The sequence below is a fragment of the Aquamicrobium segne genome (assembly GCF_042656785.1).
Taxonomy (GTDB): Bacteria; Pseudomonadota; Alphaproteobacteria; order Rhizobiales; family Rhizobiaceae; genus Mesorhizobium; species Mesorhizobium segne.
The window spans coordinates 250,403-264,538 of record NZ_JBHSLL010000025.1; the positions used below are offsets into that span (position 1 = coordinate 250,403).

Consider the following 14,136-nt stretch of genomic DNA (forward strand, 5'->3'; position numbering starts at 1 on the left):
ACATGACCAGAACCGTTGATACCACCACTGTCGAAAATCCGGTGATGAGCACGAGCGAACTGGCCCATCTTGGCGAAGGCAGCGTCGCTTATTTGCGCAAAATGTCGAGCGACGATTTGCGGGGCCGCTTTCCCGGCCTTGCCCAGATCACGCCAGGTTTAGAGCTTTGGGCGCTGTTTGCCGCCAATGGCCAGCCCATACTGCTTGCCGATGAGCGCGACCGTGCTTTGGCTGGCGCCATGGAAAACGACCTGACCACAGTGGCAACCCACTGATTTTCCCACCATACAAAAAGGGCCGCACATGAAGGCGGCCCTTGGTTGTTTTCCTAGAGCATTTTGCAGTCAGATGGAATCATCTGACGTCGCACAAATGCGGCTAAAACAAGAGCTTAGAGCATTTCATCCGTTTTCGTGAAAACAAGAAATGCTCTAAAGCCTGTCTCCCGAACTTAAGAACCAGTTTCGGGAGGCAAGATTTAGGCAGCATAAGATGCCGGTGTTTCTGACAGCAGCGCATGGATGGCTTGCGCGTCACCTGCACCGCGGATTTTGGCCACAGTCTCTGTGTCACGCAACATGCGCGCAATCCGCGACAGGGCTTTGAGATGATCGGCCCCTGCCGCTTCCGGAGCCAGCAGCAGAAAGACCAGATCGACAGGCTGATCGTCGAGCGCTTCAAAATCAACAGGCGTTTCCAGCCGCGCAAACACGCCGGTAATTCCCTTCACACCAGCCAGCTTGCCATGCGGAATGGCAATGCCATTGCCAACACCGGTTGAACCCAATTTTTCGCGCTGCATGATCGTTTCAAAAATGTCGCGCTCAGCAATTCCCGACAAAGCAGAAGCCCGCTCCGCCAGAAGCTGGAGAACCTGTTTTTTTGAGGTCGCCTTCAACGCCGGCATGATTGCCGGAACGTCGACAAGATCCTTCAGAGCCATTTTTGAAATTCCTCTGCTTCGCCTGCCGTGGCGGGTCCGCTGTCACGGACCTCGCCTTATACCAACCCTTACGCGGTTTTAACCGTGGCCGGGTCTATCCAGCCGATATTCCCATCAGGCCGACGGTAAACGATGTTAAGTTGTTCAGTGCCACCATTGCGGAACACCAGAACCGGGCTACCCATCGTGTCCAGTTCAATGACGGCGGAAGCCACCGACATGGTTTTCAATGCCAGAGTTGATTCGGCCACGATGGTGGGCGCAAAATCTTCTGGAATGTCGTCCTCGTCATCTTCATCCAGCCCCTCAACCACCGCATAGGCGATGTTGACGCCATCCGTGCTGGCATTGACCGGATAATGCGATTTGAGACGGCGCTTGTAGCGGCGCAGGCGCTTTTCCAGCCGTTCAGCCGCAGCCTCGAATGCCTGGATCGGATCGTGAGATTCCCCGGCTGCCTGCAAGGAAGCGCCTGAATCGAGGCGAACGATGCAATCCGAAGTAAAGCGCGCACCCGACTTGATCATCGTGATCTGACCGGAAAACCCACGATCAAAATATTTCTGGATAATGTCGGTGACCTTGTCTGTAATGCGCTCACGAAGCGCATCGCCGACATCCATATGCTTTCCCGCAATCCGTAATGTCATTTGACTAGTGACCTTTCCTGTACTGCTTCGAACCAGTTTCGAGTTTATACCCGTAGTTTGTTCGTACAAGCCGCACAGCGACCTATCTGCCTAATTTGTTCTGAACTTTGCGGTCAAACACCCGACAGCCTGACATCAGCACCTGTAGTGTCCATATGCGGGCGGGCTTCTAGACACTTCGGCACAGCTTGTCAACGAAACCACGCAACCGGGTGATTCGACACCAGACCCTCCGGCTCCATTTGCAACACCAAAGCCTGTCTCCCGAACCAGGAACCAGTTTCGGGATAAAGACATGCGTAAAAACAAAAATTTAAAGCAAGCTCGTGAATCTGAAAGATCACGACACGCTTTAAAGCATCGGACCGAAAAGTGGAATCGGTTTTCGGATTATTCCGATGCTTATTCAAAGTGTTAGAGCGTCCTTTGTGCGTCCGATTGGACGCACGGCGCTCTAAAGCCCGAAAATCAGACTGGCATATGTCTTTCACCAGACAGACGGGCATTACAGGGTAAAACCTTCACCCAGATAGAGGCGGCGCACATCAGGATTGGCTACCACCTCCTCGGCCCGGCCATGGGTCAGCACTTCACCTGCATGAATAATATAGGCGCGGTCGATCAGGCCCAGCGTTTCACGCACATTATGGTCGGTGATCAAAACACCGATGCCACGCCGGGTCAAATGGCGGACCAATTGTTGAATATCGGCCACAGCAATCGGGTCGATACCCGCAAACGGCTCATCGAGCAGCATATAGGCGGGCCTGCTGGCGAGAGCGCGCGCAATTTCAAGACGCCGCCGCTCGCCCCCCGACAGCGCCATGGAAGGCGCATGACGCAAATGGCTGATATGAAATTCCTCAAGCAGTTCATCAAGATCCTTGTCGCGCTGCTTGCGGCTTTTTTCGACCACTTCCAGCACGGCCCGAATATTCTGCTCAACGCTCAGGCCGCGAAAGATCGAGGTTTCCTGTGGCAGATAGCCGATGCCAAGCCGGGCGCGACGATACATGGGCATGGAAGTAACATCATAGCCATCGATCTCGATGGTGCCCTCATCGACCGGGACAAGGCCGGTCACCATGTAAAAACAGGTGGTCTTGCCTGCACCATTGGGCCCAAGCAGCCCCACGGCCTCACCGGCACGCACGCCCAGCGACACGCCATTGACGACCCGGCGGCCCTTGTAGCTTTTGGTCAGGCCGCGCGCAATCAGCGTGCCTTTGAGGCCCGCTGTCACCTTGCTGTCATTGGTTTGTGGACCGGTCTTGTCTTTCGACAGACCCGGGATGGAAAATGAACGCATAAGGTTCCTATGGTTTCTTTTGCGAACCCGGCGTGATCGACATCTGAACACGCTTGCCACAGGAATCGACCTGCGCAAGGCCGGTCTTCATCTGCACTGTCAGCTTGCAGCCGGTCAGCACATTGTCACCATCCGACAGTACGACCTTGTCACCCGACAGCACCAGAACTTCGCTTGCCATATCGAAAGTCCCGCGATCGCCAGTTGCAATCTGCGTGTCAGACTTGATGTAGATTTTGTCCGACACTTCCAGCCGGTCGATATTGGCAGTGCCCGTGGTTGCAGACCCGGACGCCTGATCGGCCTGATCCCTGGCATAATAAACCTTCATGGCGCCTGCTTTCAAAAGGGTTGCCCCCTGAACCACCTGCACATTGCCGGTGAAAATCGCCAGGCTTTCGTTTTCACGCACTTCCAGCTTGTCACTCTCGATCTGGATCGGCTGGTCACCGGACAGTTTCAGGCCGGGCATGGAGCTTGCTCCGCCGGTCTGGGCAAGGGCCTGACCCACCATGACTTGCCCGGCCATGACCTGTCCGGCCATGACAAGGAAAAAGGCCGATACAAGGGTTTTAAGCCTCGCCAAATTATTGTGTCGCATTGTTATCTTCGTCCCTCTGCTGCTCCCCCCGGCCAGCGGCAGGATCGATATTCATGCGCACCCGATGCTCAAAAATCATGACCTTGCCATGGTCCTCCACCGACAGCCTGTCAGACGTAATGCGGGTGCCCGGCCGACTGATGTCAACTGGCTCAACTGTCTTCATATTGCCTTTATCAATATCGAGAAAGGCTGATTTCAACTTTGCAGTCATTCCATCGCTTGTGGTGAGAGTGATCTCGCTGTCGATTGTAAGTGTATTGGCAGTGCGGTCATATGTGCCTTTTGCGGCATCCACCCGAACCGTATTGTCGGCGCTGACCGGCAAGCGGGCATCAATGCCTTCCAGTTCGATAACCCCTTCAGCACCAGCTTCCTGAATCGCACGCACCGCCGTCATCGCATAAGGCAGCAAGGATTTGGTAAAACCTTCCAGCTTGGGATTGGACATCACCAGCTTGCCATCGGAAAATGCACTGCTTTGCGTCTCAACCTTAACAATTTCTGGCGAGGCGATATAAGAATAAAGCGGAAAGGCGACAGCCAGGGCAATGGCAAGGGCAGGAACAATGAATTTCAGCCTGCGCACCCGGCGCGAATGCTGGCGGGCGCGGCCAAAGGCTGCTTCCCGACCAAAAGCGCCGCTATGAATGCCCGCACCCGTTTCAGCATCGACAGCAGGTCTTGGCGGCATGTCATCCATGCCCATCAGTTTGGTCCCATATGACAAATTCACGGCTTTCCACAAACAGGCCAGCTTCCAATACCCCGTAATTCGGGATGCAAAGCTTCACAAACAAGTCCAAGGGGACCAAAACTTCAGAAATATGGCCAGCGTAAGGATACATGATGACACAAACGCACGGCAAGAGCCCAAGAGCGCATTTGTGCGACGCCAGATAATTCCATCTGACAGAAAAATGCTCTAAACAGGAACCATATTTCTTACAGAACTGGACACCAGCATGGCATATAGAGCCGATGACTTGATCGACCGGCGCAGATTGCGGCGAAAGCTGACCTTCTGGCGCGCACTTTTTGTCATCGCCATTGCGCTGGGGTTTACCGCTCTTGGCCTGTGGCTGCGCAATGACGGGCCAGGGACCGGCCCTCATATCGCCAAGGTCAAGATCGAAGGCACCATTACTGTGGACGACAAGCTGCTGGAGCGGCTCAATGATATTCGCCAATCCCCACGCGTGGCAGCTCTCATTGTCCAGATCAATTCCCCGGGCGGCACCACGACCGGGGGCGAATCAATCTATGAGGCCATCCGCAAAATTGCCGCCAAAAAGCCGGTGGTGGCGCAAGTAGACACATTGGCGGCATCAGCCGGCTATATGATTGCCGCCGCTGCCGATCATATTGTTGCACGCCAGTCCTCGATTGTCGGCTCGATCGGTGTCTTGATGCAATATCCGGATATGAGCGGCCTGATGGACAAGATCGGCATCAAGCTCGAAGAGATCAAATCCTCACCTCTCAAGGCCGCGCCCTCGCCTTTCAAGCCTACCAATGAGAGCGAGCGCGCCATGATCCGCGCTCTTATCATGGACAGCTATGACTGGTTTGTCGATCTGGTGACCGAGCGCCGCGCCATGCCGCGGCAACAGGTGCTGGCACTGGCGGACGGCTCCATTTTCACCGGCAGGCAAGGGCTTGAAAACCATCTGGTCGATGCGCTGGGCGGCGAAGAGGAAGCCGTAGCCTGGCTGGAAAACCAGGGCATCGCCGCTGATCTGAAGGTCATTGAATGGAAGCCTCCGGAAGGCGCCAGAAGCCTGTTATGGTCCAAGGCGCTGGGCCGCATGGTGGCGCGTTTTCTTGGCCTGCCGGAACAAAACAGCGATCTCATTCACGAAATAGGCCGCGAAACGGGGATGGAACGACTATTCCTTGACGGGCTGGTGTCGCAATGGCACCCTTGACAGTTTGAGTGCTGAATGAAAAAACCAAATAAAATCATTTGCATATTTGACCGGATACTTTCAAGGGAACCAGCCGCATGATCAAATCCGAACTCGTGCAAATCATCGCTTCACGCAACCCGCATCTGTTCTTACGCGATGTCGAAAATATCGTCAGCGCCGTTTTTGACGAAATCACCGATGCGCTCGCCGAGGGCAACCGTGTGGAACTGCGTGGATTTGGTGCCTTTTCGGTGAAGAACCGACCTGCCCGCACCGGACGCAATCCACGCACCGGCGAGACTGTCGAGGTTGAGGAAAAATGGGTCCCATTCTTCAAGACCGGCAAGGAATTGCGTGAAAGGCTTAATGAACAGGCATAGAAGATGTTCAATCGCATCACTCTTGTCCTTGTTTTTGTGCCGCTAGCCATTGTACTGATTGCACTGGCTGTCGCCAATCGTGCGCCGGTCGCCTTTACGGTTGATCCATTCAATCCCGGCAATCCGGCGCTGACCTATACGCTGCCGTTTTTTGTCTATCTGTTTATCGCAATCGCCCTTGGCATGGTGATCGGCAGTCTTGCAACTTGGTGGAAACAGGGCCGCTATCGTAAACTGGCCCGCCAGCGCACCATCGAGGCCGAAAGCCTGAAACAGGCTGCCAAAAGCCCCGCTTCTGCCATAAACACCACAGCCCTTCCGCATCGGTCGAACTGAGCCTGCAAAGCTCCGAACACCAGGCTCAGCATGTTGCGGGCAGCGGCAAAAGCGCAACATATTTGACCGGAGCATCCGCTTGAAAGCCACCCGCAACAAAAGCAAAGAGGCAGGACCGCGCATGGAGCGGGAGCGGGAGCGCGACAGCTCTGCTACGCCCAGGCGTCAGCCCAAGCGCCGGGAAGGCTTGCTGCCTGCGGAAAATCTGCCGGTCATTTTAGAGGTCACACCCGGTGCCGACTATGCGCTTCTTGACAGTGGTGATGGCCGCAAGCTGGAACAATATGGTCCCTACCGCATCGTGCGCCCTGAAGGGCAGGCAATCTGGCGCCCGGCCCTGCCCGACAGGGAATGGCAGTGCGCTGATGCCGTTTTCACCGGCAATACGGACGAAGAAGGCATGGGGCGCTGGCACTTTCCACGCAATCTACTGGGCGAAACATGGCCCATGAAACATGACGGCATCGATTATCTTGGCCGCTTCACCTCGTTTCGCCATGTTGGCGTGTTTCCCGAGCAAGGGTCGCACTGGGACCATATGGCGGGCCTGATCGAAAATGCCCGGCGACCCGTTAAAGTGCTCAATCTGTTTGGCTATACGGGACTGGCCTCTCTGGTTGCAGCACGTGCAGGGGCTGAAGTCACCCATGTCGATGCCTCGAAAAAAGCCATTGGCTGGGCTCGCGAAAATCAGGAAGTCGCCCGCCTTGCCGACAAGCCGATCCGCTGGATTGTCGAAGACGCCATGAAATTTGCCGAGCGCGAAGAGCGGCGCGGCAGCCGCTATGACATCATCCTGTTTGACCCGCCCGCCTATGGCCGTGGCCCCAAGGGCGAGGTCTGGCAACTCTTTGAGCATTTGCCCGCGCTTGCCGATATCTGCCGCTCGATCCTGACACCGAAGCCACTGGCCGTCGTGCTGACGGCCTACTCGATCCGCGCCTCCTTTTTTGCCATTCACACCCTCATGCGCGATACTTTTGCAGGCAAGGGCGGGACTGTAGAATCCGGCGAGTTGATCATCCGCGAAAAATCGGCAGATCGGGCGCTTTCCACCTCGCTCTTTTCCAGATGGGTCGCCAAATGAGCGAATATGAAAAACGCCGCCCGGTTGGCCGGGTCAAGCAAGTCACCAGCCTTTCCAATCCGCTGGTAAAAGACATCAAGGCACTGGCGCAGAAAAAATTCCGCGATCAAAACAACGCCTTCATGGCCGAAGGGCTCAAGCTGGTCATCGACGCACTCGATCTTGGCTGGGAAATCCGCACGCTGATCTTTGCCAAAACAGGACGCGGCAATACGGCCATCGAAACAATAGCGGCGCGCACCGTTGCCGCCGGTGGCGATATTCTGGAGGTTTCAGAAAAAATCCTCGCCTCCATCACCCGACGCGACAATCCGCAGATGGTGGTGGGGGTATTTACCCAGCGCCTTGTGCCGCTCAAAGACATTTTCCCTGCCAATGGCGATGTGTGGGTAGCGCTGGACCGGGTACGCGATCCCGGCAATCTGGGCACAATTATCCGCACAATCGATGCTGTTGGCGCAAAAGGCGTCATCCTTGTTGGCGACACCACCGATCCCTTTTCACTGGAAACGGTGCGCGCCACCATGGGCTCAATCTTTGCCGTGCCAATTGCCAAAACCAGCGTCGAGGCTTTTCTTGGCTGGCGCAAGAGTTTTTCCGGCCTTGTCGCAGGCACCCATCTGAAAGGGGCGGTTGATTATCGTTCAGTCGATTTTTCAGGCAAGCCGGTCCTGCTCATGATGGGCAATGAACAACAGGGCCTGCCTGGCAATCTGACGCAAAGCTGCGACAGACTGCTGCGCATTCCACAGGCAGGCCGCGCCGATTCGCTCAATCTGGCCGTTGCCACCGGGGTGATGCTGTTTGAAATCCGCCGCCATGCGCTGGCTTTGGAGGAGGCTGCACAGTGAATAAAAATGCAGCATCAAAAAACCCGGGTGCAGGAAAATCACTGGCTTTTTATGCCGTGCTGGCCCTTCTTGCCATCGTGCTCGACCAGTGGATCAAATATGGGGTGGAAACCAGCCTTCCCTTTCAGGAAAAGATCGACATCTTGCCGTTTCTGGCGCTGTTTCGCACTTTTAATACCGGCATTGCCTTTTCCATGCTGTCATCCTTTGGCGACACCGGTCTGATTGTCCTCTCCCTCGCCGTCAGCGCCTTCATCGTCTATATGGCCATTCGCAGCGAACCTCACCAGATTTTTGCCCGCCTTGGCTTTGCGCTCATTCTTGGCGGCGCAATAGGCAATGTGATTGACCGTGTCCTCTATGGCCATGTTGTCGATTACATTCTGTTTCACACACAAAGCTGGTCATTTGCGGTGTTTAATCTGGCTGATGCCTTTATCAGTGTGGGTGCGGCAATGGTCGTGCTTGAAGAATTCATCACCTGGCGACGCCAGCCACCCCCTCCGACATTTTAGCAAGTACCATTGAAGCGCATGATGGCGGAGCCTGCTGAAAAACAAGCCGAAGAAACAAAAAAGGCAAAAAAGCCCGCCACCTTAAGCCGCGCGTGCGCAAGCGCAGCATCACGGGCATACAGATTTACCGGCACCCCCTCCTCATGGCCGGTCAATGGCCTGCCCCTTGCAGCCAGCCTCATCATTCTTCTCTCTGCCGGACTGGTCTATCTGGCGGGCGCACCGGGCTATCTTGGCCTGAGCATAGCTGTGGTGGGGCTTGGCATTATTTGGCTTCACCAGAAAACCAAAGCAAAAGCCGCACTGGTTTTTGCCCGTGAGCAGGCCGAATTGGCCAATCAGGCCAAATCCCGTTTTCTGGCAACCGTAAGCCATGAAATTCGTACGCCCATGAATGGCATTATGGGCATGGCCAGATTGCTTTCCGACACCAGACTGTCGCCGGAGCAACAAACCTATGTCAATGCCGTTTCAACCTCGGCGGCGGCCCTGCTGGCCCTGATTGACGATCTGCTCGACTATACCAAAATCGAAGCCGGACGGTTTGATCCTGAACCACAGCCCGTCTTGCTGCGCGAACTGGCCGACACGATCGTGGAACTGCTGGCGCCGCGCGCCTATGCGCGCAATATCGGCATTGGCTGCCTTGTTGCGGCCGATATGCCCGAAACAATCATTGCCGACCCGGGCCGTGTACGCCAGATTTTGCTCAATCTGCTTGGCAATGCGATCAAATTTACCGAAAAGGGCGGTGTTGCACTGGTCATCACCCGTCAGCAACATGAGGCTGACGACCGCATCTGCTTTACCGTCTGTGACACCGGACCGGGCATACCGCACAGCGATCTGGAACGCATCTTCGACGATTTTGAACGGAGCAACAGCACCCCAACCCACAAATATGACAGCACAGGACTGGGGCTGGCCATTTCGCGCCGTCTTGCTCAGGCCATGGGCGGCACATTGCGCGTCTCCAGCACACAAGGCAAAGGCAGCACATTTACCTTTGAGCTTCCCATTGCCAATGCCGGTCCTCCTTTGCACAGCAGCACCGACATGCTTGCACAACGCAAGATCTTGATCCTCTCCCCCCACAAGGTTGAGGCAGAACTTATCGCCCGCTTCATTCAGATGCAGGCAGGGCAAGTCGAAATTGCTGACACATGGGCAAAAGCAACAGCCCTGGCGCAAGGCTGTGATACGCTGCTGATCGATGCCGGGCTTGAAAAACAAGACAGCGGCTTGCTGCACAGGCTGCGCAAAAACGGTCTGGCCACAAGCCGGGCCATCACGCTGATTGCTCCCGATGATCGCGGCCGGCTTGTCAACTATCGCAGCCGCGGTTACGAAAATTTCCTTGCCCGCCCGGTGCGGAGTGAAACTCTTTTGCGGGTGCTGCTGACCAGTGACCCCGCCACCACATCAAAACCCGATCCCCGCGAATATGTCACCCGCCCCGGTGAAGGGGAGAAACACCTGAACATCCTGATTGCCGAGGACAATGAAATCAACGCCCTGCTGGTTCGTGCCGGCCTTGCCAGATATGGACACAGCATCAGGCTCGTGCGCTCGGGCACGGAAGCCGTCGAGGCATTTCATGCGTCAAGGGACCAGCAGCCTTATGATGTGGTGCTGATGGACCTTCACATGCCGGTGATGGATGGGATGGAGGCAATTGCCCATATCAGACGCCATGAAGCAGAATATGGCCTGTCGCACATACCGATTCTGGTGCTGTCGGCCGACAATCAGGAAACAACACGCCATGCCGTGCTTGCCCATGGCGCGACCGGCTTTCTGACCAAACCGCTTGATCCTGAAGAACTTGCCACGCTTGTGCACAAGCAGGCTTTTGCCAAATGACACTTCTGTCACAATCTTGTTGCACCATCATCGTATCCCGCGCCATAAGGGATGGCACGTAGGAGAAAGCCCGTGCAGACAGTCAGGCTATCACAAGGTCACACTGGCCTTGACCATGTTTCCGGCCCCGCAATCGGATGTAAAATCTCCGCCCTGACCGGCACTTTAGGCCGGATCGGTTCGCTTGAAGTACGGCTGGCCCGTAATCCAGCCGAGATCAGAGCCGCGCAAAAAATCCGGTATCGTATCTTTTATGATGAACTTGGCGCACGGCCGGGCTTGCAGCATATCAACCGCTATGACAGCGACCGCTTTGATCCGCTTTGCGATCATCTTCTGGTGCTTGACCATGAACTGGGCGGCCCCGACCATCAGCGCATCGTCGCCACATACCGCCTGCTGCGCCAGGATATGGCGCAAGCTGCCGGTGGCTTTTATTCAGAAGGCGAGTTTGAGTTGAACCGCCTTACCGCCCGCCATCCACAGCAGCGTTTTCTCGAACTTGGCCGTTCCTGCGTCCTGCCCGAATATCGCTCCCGGCGCAGCATCGAGGCCTTATGGCAAGGCATCTGGGCCTATCTCAACCACTATAATATTGATGTGATGGTAGGGTGTGCGTCCTTTTCGGGCACCGATCCTTCCGCCCATGCCGAGGCGCTGACCTATCTGGCGCATCATTGCCGCGCCTCGCATGAATGGGATGTGCGCGCTGTCGCCGGACGCTACCAGCCCATGAAGTTGATCCCCATCGAGGCTGTGACTGCAAAAACGGCAATTGCCGCCATGCCGCCATTGGTGAAGGCCTATCTGCGCGTTGGTGCACGGGTGGGCAATGGCTGCGTCATTGATCATGATTTCGCAACCGTGGATATTTTTATTGTCATGCCGGTGAAGGAAATTGCCGCCCGCTATATCAGCTATTATGGCGGCACCAACCAGCCTTGCGCCACCGCATGAAATTAGAACATCATCTTAGAAAAGTTGCAGACTTTTCGGATAAGATCAGGCTTTAAGGAATATCTTCAGGGCGACGGCCGGGACGGCTTTTATAGCGGGGAATGCGCCAGCCAAAGCGGATCGCCCCTCCCCTGATCACAAAAGCAACCAAAAAGCCGCCAAGCTGGCAAAACAACAACGGCATGCCAGCCAGTTCACCCAGCGTATAGACACTGGCTCCGCCCACTGCCGCCGTTATATAGACTTCCGGGCGCAAGAGCACAGAAGGTTCTCCGGCCAGAAGATCGCGCAATATGCCGCCAAAAGTAGCGGTCAGCACGCCCATGATAATGGCAATGATCGGCGAGCCGGTCACAGACAGGCCCTTTGCCGCCCCCATCACTGCAAAAGCGGCAAGTCCCAGAGCATCCAGCCACAATAAAAGCTTGTAACGGGATTCAACCCGGTGGGCGGTAAAGAAAACCAGAATGGCCGTGGCAGTCCAGATCAGCACATAGTCATGATTGACCATCCAGAAAACCGGTACGCCCATAATAAGATCGCGAAATGTACCGCCGCCCACCCCGGTTGCGCCCGCAAGGAAAAGGAAACCGATAATATCCATCTGCTTGCGTGAGGCCGCCAGCGCGCCGGCTGCCGCAAACACGGCAACACCGCAATAATCAAGAAAAAGAACGGGATCCATTGCCTCTATCTGCTCCAGCAAACAGGGTGTAAACACATCTTTCTTTAGTATTTTGCGTCAGGCGGTTACGCCTGACGCAAGCACAAATACGGTTAAAACAAATAGTTGAGAGCGCCCTTTATGCGTCCAGCAGAATGCAGGGCGCTCTGATAAGCACCCTCAGCCTTGCGTGTCTTCATTGTCCGGCTTGACGGCCTTGGGCCCATCCTTGGAAACACCGACCTTGGCCGGACGAAGAACACGATCGCCTATCGAATAGCCAGTCTGGACAACCTGCAACACCGTCCCGGCCACAACTTGCGGATCAGGAATCTCAAACAGGGCTTCATGGAAGTTCGGATCAAATTTCTCGCCTTCCGGCGCCAGCTTTTTGACACCGTGACGCTCCAGAGTTGTCAGCAAGCCACGCGCGGTGATGTCAACGCCGTCGATCAGGGCCTTGAAGCCGGCATCACCCGAAGCCTTCGCCTCTTCAGGAATGGCGTCCAGCGCCCTTTGAAGATCATCGGCGACAGTGAGCATATCGCGGGCAAAATTGGCGATGGAATAAGCACGCGCATCCTGCACATCGCGCGCGGCACGGCGGCGCATGTTTTCCACCTCGGCAGCCGCGCGAAGCGCCTTGTCCTTCAGTTCTTCATTTTCCTGCATCAGCCGCATGAGCGCTTCATAATCATCTGCCGCAACTTCAGCAGGACCTTCTTCATGGGCTTCGACATTTTCAAGCTCTTCGGGCACGTGTGCATCTTCGGCCTGGTCATTCATGGTCAAGTTTCCATTTCTTCAAACAGCATGGTTGCGCCCGATATCGAGCTTCGACAACCAAAAATCAAGGGCTGGCAACCCTGCAACAGGCATGTTGCCAGCTTCATTTAACGCAAACTTTACCTTGTTGACCTGAACTTGAGCACAGGCAGGATTTCAACAAGGAACCAGAGCCGCTTGCAGGGAGTTCTCAAACCAACAGGATTTTAGAACGATGACCCGAAAAGGCGAAATAGCAGCACGCCAAAAGCTGGCAACAACAATCCAAAAGCAGATACGCAGCCCTGCAACACATGGCCTTTTGCTTTCCATGCCCTCTTTCAAGGTGACAAAAGAGATCCCGCAACATCTGCAAAAGCTTCTGGACAGGCTGGAAAAGCGTGAAATGCAGTAATCTCTTGTTTTAGCCGCATTTATGCGACGCCAGATGATTCCATCTGGCTGCAAAATGCTTTAGCCGCATGCGCGACGTCAGACGTGCTGGCCGCCATTGATGTGGATTTCAGAACCGGTCACATAAGAAGATTGGGTCGAGCACAGGAAGTAGATAATATCGGCCACTTCCTCCATTGTCCCAAGCCGTCGCAACGGAATGGTCTCAATCAGCTTTTCCGTGCCCGGAGACAGGATCGATGTGTCGATTTCACCCGGCGCAATGGCATTGACACGAATGCCATGCGGCCCAAAATCATGGGCCATCTCACGTGTCAGGGAGCCAAGGGCAGCCTTTGAGGTAGCATAGGCGGTTCCGGCAAAAGGATGCACCCGTGTCCCGGCAATGGACGAAACATTGACCACCGAGCCTTGCGCTGCCACCAGTTCCTTGAACAGGCCACGCGCCAGCATGATGGGGGCAAAAAAATTCACCTGAAAAACATCTCGCCACACATGCATCGGCGTCTCAAGCGAGTTCATGCGTTTGGCTCCGGGCAATTTGGGCGAAATACCGGCATTATTGACCAGCGCATGCAGCTTGCCGTCATGTTTTTCCAGCCGATGCCGAATTTCAGCAACCGCAATGCCAACATCTTCGGGGTCCGCCAGATCAACCTTGATGTGATCTTCAGGCCCGGCAGGCCAGGGGCAATTGTCGGAAAAATCCTGCCGCGAACAGGTGATGACGCGCCAGCCCTCCGAAGAAAAGCGTTTTACCGTTGCATGGCCGATACCGCGGCTGGCGCCCGTTAAAACAATGATTTTTCTGGTATCGATCTCGGTCATGAAAAATCCGGTCCGTTCAAAGGAAATACACTGCAAGTTCTGGAACCTGCAATAGGTAGCTAT

18 protein-coding genes are annotated in these 14,136 nt (G+C 55.3%); 10 read left to right on the forward strand and 8 right to left on the reverse strand.

The genetic code is table 11. The features are described 5' to 3' along the window. Positions 1-2: 2 nt before the first annotated feature. A complete protein-coding gene (locus ACFPLB_RS09885) occupies positions 3-275 on the forward strand; it encodes a BQ00720 family protein (RefSeq protein WP_378229177.1) in 273 nt (90 codons plus the stop codon). Positions 276-478: 203 nt separating this feature from the next. Here ACFPLB_RS09885 and ptsN read toward each other — a convergent pair whose 3' ends face one another. From ptsN to lptC, 5 genes are all read right to left on the reverse strand, one after another. Further along, positions 479-943, reverse strand: coding sequence for a PTS IIA-like nitrogen regulatory protein PtsN (gene ptsN / locus ACFPLB_RS09890; protein WP_378229178.1), 465 nt, complete (start codon positions 941-943; stop codon positions 479-481). A gap of 68 nt (positions 944-1,011) precedes the next feature. Further along, positions 1,012-1,593, reverse strand: a complete 582-nt coding sequence (gene hpf, locus ACFPLB_RS09895; RefSeq protein WP_378229179.1) for a ribosome hibernation-promoting factor, HPF/YfiA family — start codon at positions 1,591-1,593, stop codon at positions 1,012-1,014. A 505-nt stretch (positions 1,594-2,098) separates the two neighbouring features. Next, the gene (gene lptB, locus ACFPLB_RS09900; protein ID WP_378229180.1) at positions 2,099-2,902 is read right to left on the reverse strand and encodes an LPS export ABC transporter ATP-binding protein; all 804 of its coding nucleotides are present in this window, start codon (positions 2,900-2,902) and stop codon (positions 2,099-2,101) included. A 7-nt stretch (positions 2,903-2,909) separates the two neighbouring features. After that, a complete protein-coding gene (locus tag ACFPLB_RS09905) occupies positions 2,910-3,503 on the reverse strand; it encodes an LptA/OstA family protein (protein WP_378229181.1) in 594 nt (197 codons plus the stop codon). After that, entirely contained in the window at positions 3,490-4,239 is a 750-nt protein-coding gene (gene lptC, locus ACFPLB_RS09910) for an LPS export ABC transporter periplasmic protein LptC (protein ID WP_378229182.1), read from the reverse strand. The genes ACFPLB_RS09905 and lptC overlap by 14 nt, the downstream gene beginning before the upstream one ends. Positions 4,240-4,468: 229 nt before the next feature. On the opposite strand from lptC, the gene sppA reads away from it, so the two are divergent. The 8 genes from sppA to olsB all read left to right on the forward strand — a co-directional run bounded on the left by sppA (position 4,469) and on the right by olsB (position 11,402). After that, positions 4,469-5,431, forward strand: a complete 963-nt coding sequence (gene sppA / locus ACFPLB_RS09915) for a signal peptide peptidase SppA (protein ID WP_378229183.1) — start codon at positions 4,469-4,471, stop codon at positions 5,429-5,431. A 77-nt stretch (positions 5,432-5,508) separates the two neighbouring features. Beyond that, the gene (locus ACFPLB_RS09920; RefSeq protein ID WP_378229184.1) at positions 5,509-5,793 is read left to right on the forward strand and encodes an integration host factor subunit beta; all 285 of its coding nucleotides are present in this window, start codon (positions 5,509-5,511) and stop codon (positions 5,791-5,793) included. A 3-nt stretch (positions 5,794-5,796) separates the two neighbouring features. After that, positions 5,797-6,129: a LapA family protein gene (locus ACFPLB_RS09925; RefSeq protein ID WP_378229185.1), complete on the forward strand. Its 333-nt coding sequence runs from the start codon at positions 5,797-5,799 to the stop codon at positions 6,127-6,129. Positions 6,130-6,250: 121 nt separating this feature from the next. Next, positions 6,251-7,216, forward strand: a complete 966-nt coding sequence (locus ACFPLB_RS09930; RefSeq protein WP_378229225.1) for an RsmD family RNA methyltransferase — start codon at positions 6,251-6,253, stop codon at positions 7,214-7,216. After that, complete coding sequence (locus tag ACFPLB_RS09935; protein ID WP_378229186.1) at positions 7,213-8,067, forward strand: TrmH family RNA methyltransferase; 855 nt, start codon at positions 7,213-7,215, stop codon at positions 8,065-8,067. Before ACFPLB_RS09930 ends, ACFPLB_RS09935 begins: the two co-directional genes overlap by 4 nt. Then, entirely contained in the window at positions 8,064-8,582 is a 519-nt protein-coding gene (gene lspA / locus ACFPLB_RS09940) for a signal peptidase II (RefSeq protein ID WP_378229187.1), read from the forward strand. The genes ACFPLB_RS09935 and lspA overlap by 4 nt, the downstream gene beginning before the upstream one ends. 18 nt (positions 8,583-8,600) lie before the next feature. After that, positions 8,601-10,445 carry an ATP-binding protein gene (locus ACFPLB_RS09945; RefSeq protein ID WP_378229226.1) on the forward strand — a complete coding sequence of 615 codons (1,845 nt, stop codon included), beginning with the start codon at positions 8,601-8,603 and terminating at the stop codon, positions 10,443-10,445. Positions 10,446-10,577: 132 nt separating this feature from the next. Continuing rightward, positions 10,578-11,402, forward strand: a complete 825-nt coding sequence (gene olsB / locus ACFPLB_RS09950) for a l-ornithine N(alpha)-acyltransferase (RefSeq protein WP_378229227.1) — start codon at positions 10,578-10,580, stop codon at positions 11,400-11,402. A gap of 52 nt (positions 11,403-11,454) precedes the next feature. Here olsB and ACFPLB_RS09955 read toward each other — a convergent pair whose 3' ends face one another. Further along, positions 11,455-12,087: a trimeric intracellular cation channel family protein gene (locus ACFPLB_RS09955; RefSeq protein WP_378229188.1), complete on the reverse strand. Its 633-nt coding sequence runs from the start codon at positions 12,085-12,087 to the stop codon at positions 11,455-11,457. Between the two features lie 159 nt (positions 12,088-12,246). Next, the gene (gene grpE, locus ACFPLB_RS09960; protein ID WP_378229189.1) at positions 12,247-12,852 is read right to left on the reverse strand and encodes a nucleotide exchange factor GrpE; all 606 of its coding nucleotides are present in this window, start codon (positions 12,850-12,852) and stop codon (positions 12,247-12,249) included. A gap of 214 nt (positions 12,853-13,066) precedes the next feature. Between grpE and ACFPLB_RS09965 the strand changes: the two genes are divergently transcribed. Continuing rightward, positions 13,067-13,246: a hypothetical protein gene (locus tag ACFPLB_RS09965; RefSeq protein ID WP_378229190.1), complete on the forward strand. Its 180-nt coding sequence runs from the start codon at positions 13,067-13,069 to the stop codon at positions 13,244-13,246. A gap of 77 nt (positions 13,247-13,323) precedes the next feature. Here the strand turns inward: ACFPLB_RS09965 and ACFPLB_RS09970 are convergent, their stop codons facing one another. Then, on the reverse strand, positions 13,324-14,073 hold the full coding sequence (locus ACFPLB_RS09970; RefSeq protein ID WP_378229191.1) for an SDR family NAD(P)-dependent oxidoreductase: 750 nt from the start codon (positions 14,071-14,073) through the stop codon (positions 13,324-13,326). Between the last annotated feature and the right edge of the window lie 63 nt (positions 14,074-14,136).